14 protein-coding genes are annotated in these 15,848 nt (G+C 62.9%); 8 read left to right on the forward strand and 6 right to left on the reverse strand.

Annotated features, from left to right (window positions below):
• Positions 1-19: 19 nt before the first annotated feature.
• The 3 genes from PSV40_RS07765 to PSV40_RS07775 form a co-directional block, all read right to left on the reverse strand.
• A complete protein-coding gene (locus PSV40_RS07765) occupies positions 20-1,462 on the reverse strand; it encodes a sensor histidine kinase (protein ID WP_300536268.1) in 1,443 nt (480 codons plus the stop codon).
• 242 nt (positions 1,463-1,704) lie between these two features.
• On the reverse strand, positions 1,705-2,379 hold the full coding sequence (locus tag PSV40_RS07770) for a response regulator transcription factor (protein WP_300536270.1): 675 nt from the start codon (positions 2,377-2,379) through the stop codon (positions 1,705-1,707).
• 359 nt (positions 2,380-2,738) lie between these two features.
• Positions 2,739-3,239: a MarR family winged helix-turn-helix transcriptional regulator gene (locus PSV40_RS07775; protein ID WP_300536272.1), complete on the reverse strand. Its 501-nt coding sequence runs from the start codon at positions 3,237-3,239 to the stop codon at positions 2,739-2,741.
• 166 nt (positions 3,240-3,405) lie between these two features.
• On the opposite strand from PSV40_RS07775, the gene recA reads away from it, so the two are divergent.
• Together recA and recX are read left to right on the forward strand one after the other, a co-directional pair.
• Positions 3,406-4,521: a recombinase RecA gene (recA, locus tag PSV40_RS07780; protein ID WP_300536274.1), complete on the forward strand. Its 1,116-nt coding sequence runs from the start codon at positions 3,406-3,408 to the stop codon at positions 4,519-4,521.
• 107 nt (positions 4,522-4,628) lie between these two features.
• A complete protein-coding gene (gene recX / locus PSV40_RS07785; protein ID WP_300536275.1) occupies positions 4,629-5,105 on the forward strand; it encodes a recombination regulator RecX in 477 nt (158 codons plus the stop codon).
• A 59-nt stretch (positions 5,106-5,164) separates the two neighbouring features.
• Here recX and PSV40_RS07790 read toward each other — a convergent pair whose 3' ends face one another.
• The 3 genes from PSV40_RS07790 to argC form a co-directional block, all read right to left on the reverse strand.
• Positions 5,165-6,157: a c-type cytochrome gene (locus PSV40_RS07790; RefSeq protein WP_300536277.1), complete on the reverse strand. Its 993-nt coding sequence runs from the start codon at positions 6,155-6,157 to the stop codon at positions 5,165-5,167.
• Positions 6,158-6,213: 56 nt separating this feature from the next.
• Positions 6,214-6,987 (reverse strand): c-type cytochrome, encoded by a 774-nt coding sequence (locus PSV40_RS07795; protein ID WP_300536279.1) that lies wholly within the window; start codon positions 6,985-6,987, stop codon positions 6,214-6,216.
• A 411-nt stretch (positions 6,988-7,398) separates the two neighbouring features.
• Entirely contained in the window at positions 7,399-8,322 is a 924-nt protein-coding gene (gene argC, locus PSV40_RS07800; protein ID WP_300536281.1) for an N-acetyl-gamma-glutamyl-phosphate reductase, read from the reverse strand.
• A 197-nt stretch (positions 8,323-8,519) separates the two neighbouring features.
• Here argC and sucC point away from each other — a divergent pair, with 197 nt between their 5' ends.
• The 6 genes from sucC to PSV40_RS07830 all read left to right on the forward strand — a co-directional run bounded on the left by sucC (position 8,520) and on the right by PSV40_RS07830 (position 15,816).
• Positions 8,520-9,680, forward strand: a complete 1,161-nt coding sequence (gene sucC, locus PSV40_RS07805) for an ADP-forming succinate--CoA ligase subunit beta (RefSeq protein ID WP_293593120.1) — start codon at positions 8,520-8,522, stop codon at positions 9,678-9,680.
• A 15-nt stretch (positions 9,681-9,695) separates the two neighbouring features.
• A complete protein-coding gene (gene sucD / locus PSV40_RS07810) occupies positions 9,696-10,589 on the forward strand; it encodes a succinate--CoA ligase subunit alpha (RefSeq protein WP_096666096.1) in 894 nt (297 codons plus the stop codon).
• A gap of 87 nt (positions 10,590-10,676) precedes the next feature.
• A complete protein-coding gene (locus tag PSV40_RS07815; RefSeq protein ID WP_300536284.1) occupies positions 10,677-11,378 on the forward strand; it encodes a TerC family protein in 702 nt (233 codons plus the stop codon).
• Positions 11,379-11,614: 236 nt separating this feature from the next.
• Positions 11,615-14,317 (forward strand): serine/threonine-protein kinase, encoded by a 2,703-nt coding sequence (locus PSV40_RS07820; protein WP_300536285.1) that lies wholly within the window; start codon positions 11,615-11,617, stop codon positions 14,315-14,317.
• A gap of 10 nt (positions 14,318-14,327) precedes the next feature.
• Positions 14,328-15,113: a Stp1/IreP family PP2C-type Ser/Thr phosphatase gene (locus PSV40_RS07825; protein WP_300536287.1), complete on the forward strand. Its 786-nt coding sequence runs from the start codon at positions 14,328-14,330 to the stop codon at positions 15,111-15,113.
• 40 nt (positions 15,114-15,153) lie between these two features.
• Positions 15,154-15,816, forward strand: coding sequence for an FHA domain-containing protein (locus PSV40_RS07830; protein WP_300536288.1), 663 nt, complete (start codon positions 15,154-15,156; stop codon positions 15,814-15,816).
• The last annotated feature ends 32 nt before the right edge of the window (positions 15,817-15,848 follow it).

Genomic DNA, 15,848 nt, shown 5'->3' on the forward strand with positions numbered 1-15,848 from the left:
TGTAGTGACGTGCCGGCATTTATTCCTGCGGCAGGTCGGCAAACCCCATGAACCGAACGGTGATGCGTGTCCCCGGGGGCGTGTGGCCAGGCATGGCGTCATCGACCGCGACAGTGGCGCCATGCTGTTTGGCAATTTCCTCCACGATGGCCAGCCCCAGCCCCGAGCCGTCGACATTGGTGCCGAGCGCGCGGTAAAACGGCTGCAGCACCAGCTCGCGCTCGGCGGCCGGGATGCCCGGGCCCGAGTCCTCGACCTGCAGCACCACCACGCCGCTGAAGCGGTCGGTCAGCAGGCGCACCGTGACCTGTCCGCCCTCGGGTGTGTAGTTGAGCGCGTTGTCCAGCAGGTTGCGCACCAGCTCCTTGAGCAGCGTGGGGTTGGCTTCCAGCATGTTGGCCGCCTCGCCGGCCGGCGGGCCTTCGTAGCCGAGGTCGATGCGTTTTTCCAGCGCCCGCGGCAGCGAGTCCTGGATGGCCTCGGCCAGGATGTGCACCAGGTCCAGCCGCTGCTTGGCCAGGCTGCGGCCGGTGGTTTCAGCGCGGGCCAGGGCCAGCAACTGGTTGACGGTGTGGGTGGCACGAATGCTGGCGCGGCCGATCTGCTTGAGCGACTTTTTCAGTTCGTCGGCGTCGGTCTCGCGCTGCGCCAGGTCGGCCTGCATGCGCAGTCCGGCCAGCGGCGTCTTGAGCTGGTGGGCGGCGTCGGCCAGAAAGCGCTTTTGCGTGGTCAGCAGCACCTTGAGCCGGCCCAGCAGGTCGTTGATGGACGACACCAGGGGCGCGACTTCTTCGGGCACGATGCTTTCGTCGAGCGGGCTCATGTCGTCGGACTTGCGTGCGCGTATGCGTTTTTCCAGCTGGTCCAGCGGCTTGATGCCGCGCACCAGCGCCAGCCAGACCAGCAGCACGGCCAGTGGCAGCGTGACAAACTGCGGCACCATCACGCCCTTGACGATTTCGGTGGCCAGCGTCTTGCGTTTTTCCAGTGTCTCGGCCACCTGCACCAGGATCGGGTGGCCGCCCGGGACATCGACCTTGATCCAGGTGTAGGCCACACGCACGTCCTGCCCCTGCATGATGTCCTCGCGCAGCCGTACTTCGCCGTCAAAGGTCATCTCCTCGTCCGTCGGCAGGGGCAGGTCGTGTTCGCCGCTGATGTATTCGCCGCGTGCGCCCAGCACCTGGTAGAACACCAGGTCGGTGTCGTCGGCACGCAGGATCTCGCGCGCCGGTCCGGTCAGGTTGAACTGTACCTGCTTGTTTTTGACGACGATCAGTTTGCTCAGCGCCTGCACGTTGTACTCGAGCGCGCGGTCAAACGGCTTGCCGGCAATGTTCTGCGCCACCAGCCAGGTCAGCGCCAGGCTGATCGGCCACAGCAGCAGCAGCGGCGTGAGCATCCAGTCGAGGATCTCGCCGAACAGGCTGCGGCGTTCACGCTGGAAGAGTCTTAACGCCATAAAGGTGTTGGCCCCCACGCTCCCCACTGCGTGTGGTTCGCTGCACCTTGCAGGCCGCCGCTCGCCAGAGGCTTCGCTTCTGATACCTGTCCAAACCTGCTCAAGCAGGTTCGGAGCCGCAGGCACCAGCCCCGAGGGGGCGCTGCGCCTGCGGCCCGGCGGAGCCGGTTCCGCGGCCCCTGCTGGTAAAGGCGGGGACCAGCCACGGAGCTACACGCAGTGAGCGAGCGTGGAGGCTCCATCTAGCCTGGGATCTTCTCTAGGCAGTAGCCCAAGCCGCGCACCGTGGCAATCCGTACCGGGCCCTTTTCGATTTTCTTGCGCAGCCGGTGGATGTAGACCTCGATCGCATTGTTGCTGACCTCCTCGCCCCATTCGCACAGGCGCTCGACCAGCTGGTCCTTGCTGACCAGGCGGCCGGCGCGTTGCAGCAGCACTTCCAGCAGGCCGAGTTCGCGCGCCGACAGCTCCACCATCTGGCCGTCGATGGTGGCCACGCGTCCGGCCTGGTCGTACACCAGCGGACCGTGCTTGATGGTGCTGCTGGCGCCGCCCATGCCGCGCCGGATCAGCGCGCGCACCCGTGCTTCGAGCTCCTGCAGCGAGAACGGCTTGGCCATGTAGTCGTCGGCGCCGTAGTCCAGGCCCTTGACGCGTTCCTCGACGCTGTCGGCGGCGGTGAGGATCAGCACCGGCATGGCCGAGCCGCGTGCGCGCAGGCGCTTGAGCACTTCCAGTCCGTGCATGCGCGGCAGACCCAGGTCCAGGATCAAGAGGTCGAACTCGGTGTTGGTCATCAGCGCGGCATCGGCTTCGGTGCCGCTGGCCACGTGGTCGGCCGCCGCGCCGGAAGCCCGCAGCGTACGCAGCAAACCGTCGGCCAGCACCTGGTCATCTTCGGCAATCAAAATACGCATGCTTGTCTCCTGAGGGGTCCCTGGCGCGGTCCGGCGGAACGTTCAGGGTGAACGGCTCTTCGGCTTGTTTCGCAAATTCTAGGCTTTTATCCCCACGGATAGCTGACTGCACCAGCCCCTCCCCGCTTTTCATTGCGTGCAGGTCGCAATGCAAATGCCATTCTTCCGTCTGCCCAAGCAGGGGTCCCGGGTCCGGCTTTGCCGGCCCGCAGGCGCAGCGGCCCCCTCGGGACTGGTGCCTGCGGCTCCGAACCTGCTTGGGCAGGTTTGGACAGGTATCAGAAGCGAAGCCTCTGGCGAGCGGCAGCCAGCAAGGTGCAGAGAGCGACACGCAGTGCGCGAACGTGGGGGCTCTATTTCTAGCCGGCATAGGCTTCCAGCCCCAGCGCCACCACGGTGGCCACGTCGGTGCCCACGGCTTGACGGAACTCGGCTTCGGCCTGCGCCACCGCGTCGCGAAAGGCCTGCAGCCAGAGCAGGCCGGCGGCGGTGAACACCACGGTGCGGGCGCGTTTGTCGTGCGGGTCGGGTTCGCGTAGGACCAGTCCCCAGGCCTCGCACTGGTCCACCAGGTCGCCCATGGCCTGTTTGCTCATGCCGGCGCTGTGCGCCAGGTCGGTCAGGCGCGAACCGCCGACCGCCAGATGCCGTGTGATGTGGATGTGCGCCGCGCCCACCTGCGCGCGCGCGGCCAGATTCGACAGCGCCAGCGGCACGTCCACGTTGCGCGCCATCAGTACCAGCACCCGTTCGTCGAAGCGCAGCAGGGCGTGGCCCAGCAGCCGGCCCAGGTGGGTGAGGCGCCAGTTTTCCTCGTCAGCAGGCGGGTGGCCGGGGATGGAAACAAGGCTGGAATCCATGCCGGAATGATAGATCCAATTGATCAGGCAAACTGACTAAATATAGGGTTTACTTATTTATATAGCGGCCATAAAGTACTGGTCATGCATCCAGCGCTGTGATTAAAAGCAGAGCCGGAACCCGAAGCCACAGTTTCCCCCTCACTGACCCTCAAGGAGTTTTTCCATGGACCTGCCGAACAAGACCAACCCCGCCCTGAACACCGAAAAAGCCAAGGCCCTGCAAGCCGCGCTGGCCCAGATCGAGAAGCAGTTCGGCAAAGGCACCATCATGAAACTGGGCGCCGGCGAGGTGATCGAGGACATCCAGGTGGTCTCCACCGGCTCGCTGGGCCTGGACATCGCGCTCGGCGTCGGCGGCCTGCCGCGCGGCCGGGTGGTTGAAATCTACGGTCCGGAATCGTCCGGCAAAACCACGCTGACCCTGCAGGTGATTGCCGAAATGCAGAAACTCGGTGGCACCTGCGCCTTTGTAGATGCCGAACACGCGCTGGACATCCAGTACGCCCAGAAACTCGGCGTGAACCTGCAGGAACTGCTGATTTCCCAGCCCGACACCGGCGAACAGGCGCTGGAAATTGTCGATTCGCTGACCCGCTCCGGTGCGGTCGACCTGATCGTGGTCGACTCGGTGGCGGCGCTGACACCCAAGGCCGAACTCGAAGGCGAAATGGGCGACTCGCTGCCCGGTCTGCAGGCCCGATTGATGAGCCAGGCGCTGCGCAAGCTGACGGCGCACATCAAGAAGGCCAACTGCATGGTCATCTTCATCAACCAGATCCGCATGAAGATCGGCGTGATGTTCGGCAGCCCCGAAACCACCACCGGCGGCAATGCGCTGAAGTTCTACGCCTCGGTGCGGCTGGACATCCGCCGCATCGGCTCGATCAAGAAAGGCGAGGAGGTGGTCGGCAACGAAACCCGGGTCAAGGTGGTCAAGAACAAGGTGGCTTCACCGTTCAAGATGGCGGAGTTCGACATCCTCTACGGCGAAGGCATCAGCCGCCTGGGCGAGGTGCTGGACCTCGGTGTGGCCGGCCACATCGTTGAAAAAGCCGGCGCCTGGTATGCCTTCAACGGCGAAAAAATCGGCCAGGGCCGCGACAACTCGCGCGAATTCCTGAAGGAAAACCCGGAACTGGCGATGGAAATCGAAAACAAGGTGCGCGAGTCGCTGGGCATTCCCTTGATCCAGGAGGCGGTCGGCAACAAACCGGAAAAGGCGGAGAAGGTCGAAAAAGCAGACAAGGCTGAAAAAGCACCCAAAGTCGCGGCCGCCTGAGAAGACGGGGCTGGCATGTCAGGTTTAATGCCAAATCAGGACCCAGCCCTTGTCTATATTGCGCGAGGAGCTATCAAAACAGGAGTGATTGAGGGCGGAATGTCGGCATGACAACGGACAAAACTCCCGCGGCACCGGGTTTCGGCCTGTCCCTTAAAGGCCGGGCCTTGCGCTGTCTCGCACAACGCGAACATTCGCGCGCCGAGCTGGAGCGCAAGCTGGCTGCACATGCCGAGTCGCCCGAGCAGCTGGCCCAGGTGCTGGACGATCTGCAGGCGAAAGACTTCATCAGCGAGGCGCGGGTGGTGGAATCGGTCATCAACCGGCGCGCCGCGCGTTTTGGCGCAGCGCGCATTCGCCATGAGTTGCAGGGCAAGGGCCTGGCGGCCGAGGCGGTAGCCGAAGCCGTGAGCAGCCTGAAAGCCAGTGAAGTCGAACGCGCCCGTGAGGTCTGGCGCAGGAAGTTCGGCGAACCGGCGGCAGACGCGGCAGCCCGCGGCAAACAGATGCGTTTTCTGGCGGCACGCGGTTTTGGTGCAGAGGCGATTCGCCGCGTGGTGCGCGCTGACGCCGACGAGCTGTAAGGGGCAGGGTCGGTGCGCCGCGCCGCCTATTGCGGCACCTGCCCCAAGTTCGTGCCACCTCAGCGGCCAGTACCCAGCAATTTACCGTTGACGGTTTGTCCGTAGAGTGAGAATTCACTGTCGTGGAACTTCTTGCGCGTGTCACTGACATTGCCGGTAAAGCGCGGATCCTGCGGACGCTCGTGGCCGTTCATGAAGGTGGCTACGTCCCAGGCCTCCTGGTTGCTCAGCGTGCCGCCCTGGCCTAATGGCATATTGGCCTTGATGAAAGCGGTGGCATTGTCGACCTGATGCATCCCGGCGCCCCAGTTGAATGACTGCGGACCCCACAGCGGTGGAAACACCTGCATCTCGCCGGAGCGCTGGCCTTGGCCATCCGCGCCGTGACACAGCGCGCACCTGGATTCATACACCGCTTGCCCACGCGAAAAATCCGGCACCTGGGGTGGCTTGGCCAACTTTTTGTAGCCGCTTCCTGGCAGCCTGGCACCCACCGGCGCCCCCGTAGCCATCCAGTAGGAATAAGCCTCCAGCGCCACCAGCACGTCGCTGCCCTCAGGCGGCGCCTTGCCGTTCATGCTGTAGATGAAGCAGCCGCGCAGGCGCTCGGCAAAGCTGTCCACGTGCCTGGTCTTGGCCCGGTAGGCAGGGTAGAGCGGGTAAGCCCCCCACATGGGCGCCGAGCCAGCCAGCCGCCCTGCGTCAAGGTGGCAATTGACGCAGTTCAGCGAATTGCCGACGAATGCCTTGGCGTTGAGGCCGGTACGCAAAAAGATCTGCTCGCCCGCGCGAATCACCGCGCCCATTTCCGTGTCCGGGATCTTGCGGTCGTCAGGCGGGGCGAAGCGCGTTGGCGCAGCGATGACCGCGGTGGCAGCAGCACCGGGGGGTGCACTGGCCACCCGCGTGGATGCTGCGCTGGGAGGTGCCGCCGTGGTGGCCGCCCGTGTGGGCGAGTCCCGCCCAGTGAGGTTCAGGCCCAGTGCGATGACTGCCAGCGTGCCCAGCATGGACGCGGCAAAGACGAACAGGCCCAGTGTCGCAACAGACATGGGGACCTTGGGCACCGGGGCTGCCGGGGTGGGCGGTGCGGAAGTACTCGGTTCCATCACTTGGCTCCCTGGCGCGCCTGCGATGCGGGGGTCGCCGAGGCGGGCTTGGCATGGAGCTGCGCGTAATAGGCGGACAGGGCCTGCACGTCTTCTGTGCTGAGCTTGCGCGCAATGTCGCGCATCACCCCCAGCGGTCCGGGGGGACGGGTGCCGTCTTTCCAGGCCTGGATCTGCGCCTGCAGGTAGTCCGTCGGCAGGAGGGCAATCGGTGGAAACTGGCTGCCCACGCCTTCACCGGCGGTGCCGTGGCACTGCGCACAGGCGGGCAGCTGATCGGCCCAGCGCCCGCGCTGGGCAAGCCAGCCGCCAGCGTCGTTCGCGGCTGGCGGCGGCGCGGCGATCGGGCGCACGCGAGTTGGCAAGCCACTGAAGTACGCTGCCGTGCTGGCACGCTCTTCCGGCGAAAGGCCTTTCGCAATCGGCCCCATCACTGCGTTTTGCCGCCGGTCATCGGCAAAGGCATCGAGTTGTGCCAGCAGATAGCCGAAACCGGTGCCGGCCAAGGGCGGGAAGGCGGCCATACCCTCGCCCTTTGCACCATGGCAACTCACGCAGGCGGTCACCGACGGTGGCTTGCCCGCACGCGCAAGCTGCTCGCCCGCCTTGGCGATACCACGCGCCGCTGCTGCGGGCACCGGACTTTTTGTGGCGGTGGTGGGTTCGTCGGCGTTGGCGGCCGGGTAGCTGAGCGCCAGCAGCAGTGCCACAGGCACCCAGTGCCGCCGAAGCGCGGTGCGCACCGTAGGCCGGAAAAACAAGAAAGGAGTCATGGCCTTGTGGGGGTTCAATTCGAAGGAGCTTGTCCTCTGTCGGTTCAGTTGATGGCGTCTAGTGCAGTGTTGCATTCTTGATGGCACATTTAAAACCGATGGATTTTTGCTCAGGGCTAGGCGCAAACCACAGCGATACCCGCAGGTATCGCGCGGATTTGCAACAACGCCCTGAGCGAAAAGACGCGGTTTTAAGTGCCAGATAGAGTGCAACACTGCACTACCATAGACTCGGCCCGGCGGCGTCCTTGTCGGACAAGCGCTTGTCTGCAATGGGGGCGCGGCACTGTGGAATGGCCCGCCGTGGGTCCAAACAATCAACTATTCAGGCCATCGAGAGCCGCCAGCGCCAATGGGTAAGCGCGGGCAGCTACTCAAGAGTCCATGGTGGCCACAAGCGGGGCCGCGACCTCAAAGCCCCAGCATCAACTCGAGGTTTTGCACGGCAGCGCCGGAAGCGCCCTTGCCGAGGTTGTCGAGCCTGGCAATCAGCACCGCGTGGCGGAACTCCTCATTGCCGAACACCCGCAATTCCATCTTGTTGGTGTCGTTCAGCGCGAGCGCGTCTATCGAGGTGTTGTCACCCACCGGCTCGACCGTGACCCATTGGCTGCCCGCGTAGTGGCGCGCCAGCGCGTCCTGCAGCTGCGCCGCCGTTGGCTGGCCAGGCAGCAGGTCCAGGTGCAGCGGCAGTTGCACCAGCATGCCCTGTTTGAAGTTGCCAACCGAAGGCGTGAACACCGGGCGGCGGGTCAAGCCCGTGTATTTCATGATTTCCGGCAGGTGTTTGTGCTGGAGGTTCAGGCCGTAGATCTGGTATGGCGGCGCCTTGCCGGCCTCATAGTCTTCAATCATGGTGCGGCCACCACCCGAGTAGCCGCTGACTGCGGGCAATGCCAATGGGTAGTCCCGGGGCAACAGGCCGGCATCGACCAGCGGGCGAATCAGGGCGATTGCGCCGGTCGAATAACAGCCGGGGTTGGCCACGCGGTCGGCCTGGGCCACGGCTTCGCGCTGGCCGGCGGCGAGTTCCGGAAAACCAAAGACCCAGCCCGGCGCCGTGCGGTGCGCCGTCGAGGCGTCGATGATCTTCGGTCCCATTTTTCCGCTGCTGCGCGCCAGGTCGTCGATCATGGCCACCGATTCCCGTGCCGCGTCATCGTGCAGGCACAGCACCACCAAGTCGACCGTGCCCATCAGCGCGCGCTTGGCGGCCGCGTCCTTGCGCAACTCCGGCGCGATGCTCACCAGTTCGATGGCGGGCATGGCTTGCAGGCGTTCCCGGATCTGCAGACCCGTGGTTCCTGCTTCGCCGTCGATAAAGACCTTGGCCATGTGGCTTCTTCCTGTGGAAAGTGCTGATAAGAGCGGTGTAAGCCGCGCACAAAAATTGTGCATCGCAACATGATACAGTTCTGCGCTGCTGCGTGCAGTGACCGAAGGCGTTACATTTTGGTGAATTCTGCGGAAATGTGGCAGATTGACATCACTTCGGTGAACGCCCCTTTTTACCGACTCCTGGAAGTAATTTCATGAAAATTCACGAGTACCAAGGCAAGGAAATCTTGCGCAACTTTGGTGTCCCCACTCCACGTGGTATTCCTGCGTTCACCGTGCAAGAGGCCGTCGAAGCCGCCCAGAAACTGGGCGGACCGGTCTGGGTGGTGAAGGCCCAGATCCACGCCGGCGGACGTGGCAAGGGCGGCGGCGTGAAGCTGGCGCGCAGCATCGAAGACGTGAAAAAGCTCGCCGGCGAGATCCTCGGCATGCAGCTGGTCACGCACCAGACTGGCGCGGAAGGCCAGAAGGTTCGCCGCCTGTACATTGAAGACGGCGCCGACATCCAGAAGGAATACTACGTCTCCATCGTGACCGACCGCGCCACCCAGAAGGTGGCCTTCATCGCGTCGAGCGAAGGCGGCATGGACATCGAGGAAGTGGCGCACTCCACCCCCGAAAAGATCATCACCGAATTCATCGACCCGCTCACCGGACTGAGCGACGCGCAGGCCACGAAGATCGCCAACGGCATTGGGCTGCCGGCGGAGTCCACCGCCCAGGCCGTGGACGTGTTCCAGAAGCTCTACAAGTGCTACATGGACACTGACGCATCGCTGGTGGAAATCAATCCCCTGAACCGCGACAGCAAGAACAAACTCATCGCGCTGGACGCCAAGTTCAACTTTGACCCGAACGCGCTGTTCCGGCACCCCGAAATCGTGGCCCTGCGCGATCTGGACGAAGAAGACCCGGCCGAAGTCGAGGCTTCCAAGTTCGACCTCGCCTACATCTCCCTGGACGGCAACATCGGCTGCCTGGTCAACGGCGCCGGTCTGGCCATGGCGACCATGGACACCATCAAGCTGTTCGGCGGCGAGCCGGCCAACTTCCTGGACGTCGGCGGCGGCGCCACGGCCGAAAAAGTCACCGAAGCCTTCAAGATCATGCTGAAGAACCCCGATGTCAAAGGCATCCTGGTCAACATCTTCGGCGGCATCATGAAGTGCGACACGATTGCCGACGGTGTGATCACCGCCTGCAAGGTCGTGAACCTCTCGGTTCCGCTGGTGGTGCGCATGAAGGGCACCAACGAAGACCTGGGCAAGAAAATGCTGGCGGACTCCGGTCTGCCCATCATTGCCGCAGACACCATGGCTGAAGCTGCGACCAAAATCGTGGCCGCCGTCAAGTAAGCCAGGAGAACCAACATGTCGATCTACATCAACAAAAACACCAAAGTCATCACGCAGGGCATCACCGGCAAGACCGGCCAGTTCCACACGCGCATGTGCCGCGACTATGCCAATGGCAAAGAGTGCTTTGTCGCTGGCGTGAACCCGAAGAAAGCCGGCGAAGACTTTGAAGGCATCCCGATTTTTGCCAATGTGACCGAGGCCGCCAAGGCCACCGGCGCCACGGTGTCGGTGATTTATGTGCCGCCGGCCGGCGCCGCTGCAGCGATCTGGGAAGCCGTGGAAGCCAACCTCGACCTGGCGATCTGCATTACCGAAGGCATCCCCGTGCGCGACATGCTGGAAGTGCGCAACCGCATGAAGGCCAAGGAAGCGGCCGGCGGCAAGAAAACCCTGCTGCTGGGTCCCAACTGCCCCGGACTGATCACGCCCGAAGAAATCAAGATCGGCATCATGCCCGGCCACATTCACCGCAAGGGCCGCATCGGCGTGGTCAGCCGCTCCGGCACGCTGACTTATGAAGCCGTGGCCCAGCTGACCGAAATCGGCCTGGGCCAGTCCAGTGCCGTCGGCATTGGCGGCGACCCGATCAACGGACTGAAACACATCGACGTGATGCGCGCCTTCAATGACGACCCGGACACCGATGCCGTCATCATGATCGGCGAAATCGGCGGACCGGACGAGGCTGAAGCGGCCATCTGGTGCAAGGCCAACATGAAAAAGCCGATCGTCGGCTTCATCGCTGGCGTCACGGCCCCTGCCGGCAAACGCATGGGCCACGCCGGCGCGCTGATCTCGGGCGGTGCCGACACGGCGGACGCCAAGCTGGCCATCATGGAAGAATGCGGCTTTACCATCACGCGCAATCCTTCGGAAATGGCAAAGCTGCTCAAGGCGCTGCTCTAAATTTTCGCGTATTGCGGTTAGCCACAACAGACAGACCGGTTGTCATCGCTGACAATCGGTTTTTTTTGATTTTTCTGAGAGGTTTCCATGGAAGAGTTCATGACGGCTGGCTTCTGGCTCGCGGTTGGCCAGATCATCATGATCGACATCCTGCTGGGTGGCGACAACGCGGTGGTGATCGCCCTGGCATGCCGGAACCTGCCTCCCAAGCAGCGCACCAAGGGCATTATCTATGGCACCATGGGTGCGATTGTCCTGCGTGTGATCCTGATCGCCTTTGCGCTTGCCTTGCTGGCCGTGCCCTACCTCAAGATCGTGGGCGCGCTGCTGCTGCTCTGGATTGGCGTGAAGCTGCTGCAACCGGAAGACGAGGGCGACCACAACATCAGCTCCAGCGACAAGCTCTGGGGGGCTGTCAAAACCGTGATCATTGCCGATTTGGTGATGAGCGTCGACAACGTCCTGGCCATTGCAGGCGCTGCGCAGGGCGCCCATCAGGACCATCAACTGGCACTGGTGATTTTCGGCTTGCTGGTCAGTATTCCCATCATTGTCTGGGGCAGCCAGCTGGTTCTCAAGCTGATGGGGCGCTTTCCGATTGTGATCACCCTGGGCGCCATGTTGCTGGGCTGGATTGCCGGCCAGATGGCTTACACCGACCCGGCGATCAAGGCCTACCTGCCTGACTCGGCGGTCTGGAGCTATGCGGCGGCAGTAGCCGGCGCCTTGCTGGTGCTGGCAGCGGGCAAAATCCTGCAGGCACGTCACAAGCCGGCCGACGCGGCCTGAGTCCCGGCCACCGCCGGGCTGCAGGCACGCAGCCCCGGCGCCAGCGGCACCAATTTGCAACACAAGCCTCTGGCCGTGTGCAAAAGTCCCTTGTCCGCGTTCTTGGCGTCTGTTAATGTCCAAAGGCGGTGAATTTGTAACCGGCGTGTAACGCTGGCCGGGTGACAAGAGCGCAAAAAAGAAGCCGGCGCGGCTGGCGCACGGTCTGGCGAACCAGGACAAAAGGCGGGACGGACGTGGCCACATCATCAAACAAGCGCGGGCAATTCTGGCGAGCTGACTGGTTTGTGGGCGTTCTGGTGGTGCTGGCCGTGCTGGTGCTGCACAGCGCGACCGACTTCTTTGCCACGCTGGAGCGCCGGTATTACGACTTTGCCAGTACCAGCACGTCGCGCCAGCCGTCGGACCGCATTGCCATCATCGCGATCGACGACCAGAGCATCGCCAACATTGGCCGCTGGCCGTGGCCGCGCGATGTGCATGCCCAGCTGATTGACCAGCTGGCGGCTGCGAAAGTCAAAACCATTGCGCATACCGCCTTCTTTTTTGAACCGCAGACCGACCGCGGGCTGGTGTTCATTCGCAAGATGAAAGAAGCGCTGGGACCGACCGCCATCCCTGCCGATCCCGCAGCTCACCAGGACAGCCTCAGCGAGCAACTCGGCAAGGTGATTGCCGAAGCGGAGGTCGCATTGGACACGGACGCCAAGCTGGCGGCGAGCATGGCCAAGGCTGGCAATGTGCTGGTGCCCTCGGTTTTTGTGCTGGGTGAGCCCCAGGGCAAGCCCGACCCCTTGCCCGCCTATGCCCTCAAAAGCGCGGTGGAGGAGTCGGGCGGGTTCTCGCTGCCTGCCATTCGGGGCCAGCAGCCCATAGAGATCATCAGCCGCAGCGCGGCAGGCATTGCCCATTTGAACCAGCTGCCCGACGTGGACGGCGCGGTCCGGCAGGAGCCGCTGCTGATCAACTATGACGGCCAGGCGGTTCCGTCCATGGGATTGCTCGCCGCGGTCAAGAGCCTGAACCTCGCCGCGGCCGATATCAAACTCAACGCCGGTGAATCGGTGCAGATCGGCAAGTTGCGCATAGGTACCGATGAGGCCGCCCTGATGCTGCCGCAGTTCTACAAGGGCCGGGATGGCCGGCCGGCTTTCGCCGTGGACTCTTTCTACGACGTGTTGTCCGGCAAGATTCCAGCGAGCAAATACACCGACAAGATCGTGATTATTGGTGCCACCGCCGCCGGCGTCGGTACGCAGTTTCCGACACCGGCCGGGCCCGGACTGTCACCGGCGGAGACCATTGCGCACATCACCTCCAGCATCCTCAGCGAACACTTCATTGTCCAGCCCGCCTGGGGCATCTGGGCTACGCTGGGGGTCCTGCTGGTTGTCGCCGCCTACCTGATTGCCGGCCTGCCGCGCCTGTCCGCAGGCAAGGCTGCCGTCATAACGCTGCTGCTGTTTGTGTTGCTGCTGGTGATCGAGTTCGGCTTGCTGTCGGCGGCCGCCACCTGGCTCAAGCTGGTCTTTCCGGCCGCGCTCTTGGTGATTGGCCACCTGGCGCTGACCACCAAGCGTTTCCTGATGACCGAGGCCGGCAAGCTCAAGTCCGACGAAGAGTCGGCCGAAACCAACCGCATGATGGGTCTGGCCCTGCAGGGGCAGGGGCAACTGGACATGGCCTTCGACCGGTTCCGCCGCGTTCCTTTCACCGACGCGCTGATGGACAACATGAACAACCTGGCGCTTGATTTCGAGCGCAAGCGGCAATTCAACAAGGCCCAGGCGGTGTACGAATACATGGCCAGCTACAACAAGAACCACAAGGACCTGCAGTCCAGACTCAACCGTGCGAAGAATCTTTCGGAAACCGTCATTATGGGCGGTGGCGGAGCGCACCCCGGTGGCACCATGCTCCTCGACGGCGGCGGTGTCGAAAAGCCCATGCTGGGTCGCTACCAGGTTGAAAGGGAACTGGGCAAGGGTGCGATGGGGGTGGTGTATCTGGGCAAGGACCCCAAGATCGGGCGTGTGGTCGCGATCAAGACCATGGCCTTGAGCCAGGAGTTTGAGGGTGAGGAACTGACGGACGCCCGTGAACGGTTTTTCCGCGAGGCCGAAACAGCAGGTCGCTTGCAGCACCAGAACATCGTGACCATTTTTGATGCCGGTGAAGAGCACGACCTGGCCTACATCGCGATGGAGTTCCTCAAGGGCAAGGATCTGCTGGATGTCACCAAGGACGGGCAGTTGCTGCCGATTGCCAAAGTGCTGTCGATTGTGGCGCGTGTTGCAGAGGCGCTGGTCTACGCCCACAAGCAGAACGTGGTGCACCGCGACATCAAGCCGGCCAACATCATGTACGACCCCGACAGTGACACCGTCAAGGTGACCGACTTCGGCATTGCGCGCATCACCGACTCGAGCAAAACCAAAACCGGTCTGGTGCTCGGCACCCCGAGTTTCATGTCGCCCGAGCAGATTGCGGGCAAGAAGGTCGATGGACGCTCGGACCTCTATTCGCTGGGCGTGATGCTGTTCCAGATGCTGGCGGGCGTTTTGCCTTTCCGCGGCGACTCCATGGCCGAGCTGATGTACAAGATTGCCAATGAGCCGGCGCCCGACATTCGTGTGATCCGCCATGAGTTGTCCGCGCGACTGGCGGATATCGTGGCGCTGTCGCTGGGCAAAAAGCCTGAAACACGTTATCAGGAGGGCGACCAGTTTGCTGCTGATCTGCGTGTCGCTATTGCCGAACTGTCGGCGGTACCCACAGGCCTGGCGTTCCCCGCCGGTGCCGCCACCACGGGTCCGGAAGGCAGTGAAAAGACGGCAGTGTTCACGGCCGGCGACAATCTTGCTTTTGCACGAACAATTGCGGCCCGCCCCCTGCCGAATCCCCCGGCCGGCGTGGATGCTACAGGTTTGAAGCCATAACAAAAACACGATGATTTACGAGATTTGCACCCAGACAGACCCCGGTTTAACCCGGGACAACAACGAAGACTCCGTCACGTTTGATGCCCCGACCCGCCTCTGCATTCTGGCTGACGGCATGGGTGGCTACAACGCGGGGGAAATCGCCAGCGGCATGGCGACGGCATTTATCAAGTCCGAATTGGGGCGCTGGCTGGCGCAGGCTGGTAAGCATGCGAACGGCAAGGAGGTGCGGAGGGCGATGGAGATCTGTGTTGAAAACGCCAATCATTCCATTTTCAACGCAGCCAACTCCAACCCGCAGTACTCGGGCATGGGCACCACGCTGGTGGTCGGTGTGTTCCAGAACACCCGCCTGATGCTGGGTCACATTGGCGATTCGCGCTGTTACCGCTTGCGGGGTGGCCAGCTCGAGCAGATCACCAAGGACCATTCCCTGCTACAGGAGCAGATCGACGCGGGACTGATCACACCTGAACAGGCGCTGACTTCGGTGAACAAGAATCTGGTGACGCGGGCTTTGGGTGTGGAGGACGCGGTGTTGCTGGAAGTCAACGAACACCGTGTGGAGCTGGGCGATATTTACCTGATGTGCTCTGATGGCCTGTCCGACATGATCAGTGACGAGGCGATTGCGGCTATTCTATCGGGATCGAAGTCGCTGGAGCAGGGCGCCAGGCAGCTTGTTGCTGCGGCCAACGACAGCGGCGGTCGGGATAATATTTCGGTATTGCTGGCACAGGCCAAGGAGGCCTCCGTCAAGCGCGGCCTGCTGTCCAGAATGCTGGGGAAATAGTCCGATTGAGTGACATATTAAAAATAGACAGGAGTCGGCCATGCCGAAAATGATCGTCTCTATTGACGGCGTTGTGATCAAAGAGGTTCAGTTGACCAAGGACCGCACGTCCCTCGGGCGCCGTCCTTACAACGACATCGTCATTGACAACCTGGCCGTCAGTGGGGAGCACGCCGTTCTGCAGATGTCCGGCAACGAGGTTTTTGTTGAGGACCTGAACAGCACCAATGGCACCTATCTCAACGGCAAGGCTGTCAAGAAGCAGCAGCTCAACAACGGTGACACCGTCGAAATCGGCAAGTACAAGATCAAGTATGTCAACGAAGCCGCGAGTGCGGGCTTTGAGAAAACGATGATCATCAAGGCCGGCTCGGCCGGGTTGGTCGCGCCTGCGGGGGCCGCCACGGCCCCGGCAGCGCCTGCACCTGTCGATGGGGCGGGCACCAGCGCAGCCATCAAGGTCATGTCGGGCGCAGCCGCCGGCCGCGAAGTCGCCTTGGTCAAGGTGGTCACCACCATCGGCAAGCCCGGGGTGGCGGTTGCGGCCATCACCAAGCGGCCGCATGGTTTTGTCGTGGCGCATGTGGAAGGGGACAACAAACCCACGCTGAACGGAACGCACATTGGTGTCGAGCCTGTACCGCTGAAAAATGGCGATGTCCTTGAGTTGGCGGGCACGCAAATGCAATTCGTCCAGCGCTGACCAGGCTGGTTCCCCGCGTTCGGCCGGAAAAC

This window comes from Polaromonas sp., assembly GCF_029945925.1.
GTDB lineage: Bacteria > Pseudomonadota > Gammaproteobacteria > Burkholderiales > Burkholderiaceae_C > Polaromonas.

Coding starts and splice junctions, on each gene's coding strand:
- sucD (WP_096666096.1), top strand. CDS start 9,696: ATGTCGATCTACATCAACAAAAACACCAAAGTCATCACGCAGGGCATC.
- recX (WP_300536275.1), top strand. CDS start 4,629: ATGACAACGGACAAAACTCCCGCGGCACCGGGTTTCGGCCTGTCCCTT.
- PSV40_RS07795 (WP_300536279.1), bottom strand. CDS start 6,987: ATGACTCCTTTCTTGTTTTTCCGGCCTACGGTGCGCACCGCGCTTCGG.
- recA (WP_300536274.1), top strand. CDS start 3,406: ATGGACCTGCCGAACAAGACCAACCCCGCCCTGAACACCGAAAAAGCC.
- PSV40_RS07770 (WP_300536270.1), bottom strand. CDS start 2,379: ATGCGTATTTTGATTGCCGAAGATGACCAGGTGCTGGCCGACGGTTTG.
- PSV40_RS07815 (WP_300536284.1), top strand. CDS start 10,677: ATGGAAGAGTTCATGACGGCTGGCTTCTGGCTCGCGGTTGGCCAGATC.
- PSV40_RS07765 (WP_300536268.1), bottom strand. CDS start 1,462: ATGGCGTTAAGACTCTTCCAGCGTGAACGCCGCAGCCTGTTCGGCGAG.
- PSV40_RS07830 (WP_300536288.1), top strand. CDS start 15,154: ATGCCGAAAATGATCGTCTCTATTGACGGCGTTGTGATCAAAGAGGTT.
- PSV40_RS07825 (WP_300536287.1), top strand. CDS start 14,328: ATGATTTACGAGATTTGCACCCAGACAGACCCCGGTTTAACCCGGGAC.
- argC (WP_300536281.1), bottom strand. CDS start 8,322: ATGGCCAAGGTCTTTATCGACGGCGAAGCAGGAACCACGGGTCTGCAG.
- sucC (WP_293593120.1), top strand. CDS start 8,520: ATGAAAATTCACGAGTACCAAGGCAAGGAAATCTTGCGCAACTTTGGT.
- PSV40_RS07775 (WP_300536272.1), bottom strand. CDS start 3,239: ATGGATTCCAGCCTTGTTTCCATCCCCGGCCACCCGCCTGCTGACGAG.
- PSV40_RS07790 (WP_300536277.1), bottom strand. CDS start 6,157: ATGTCTGTTGCGACACTGGGCCTGTTCGTCTTTGCCGCGTCCATGCTG.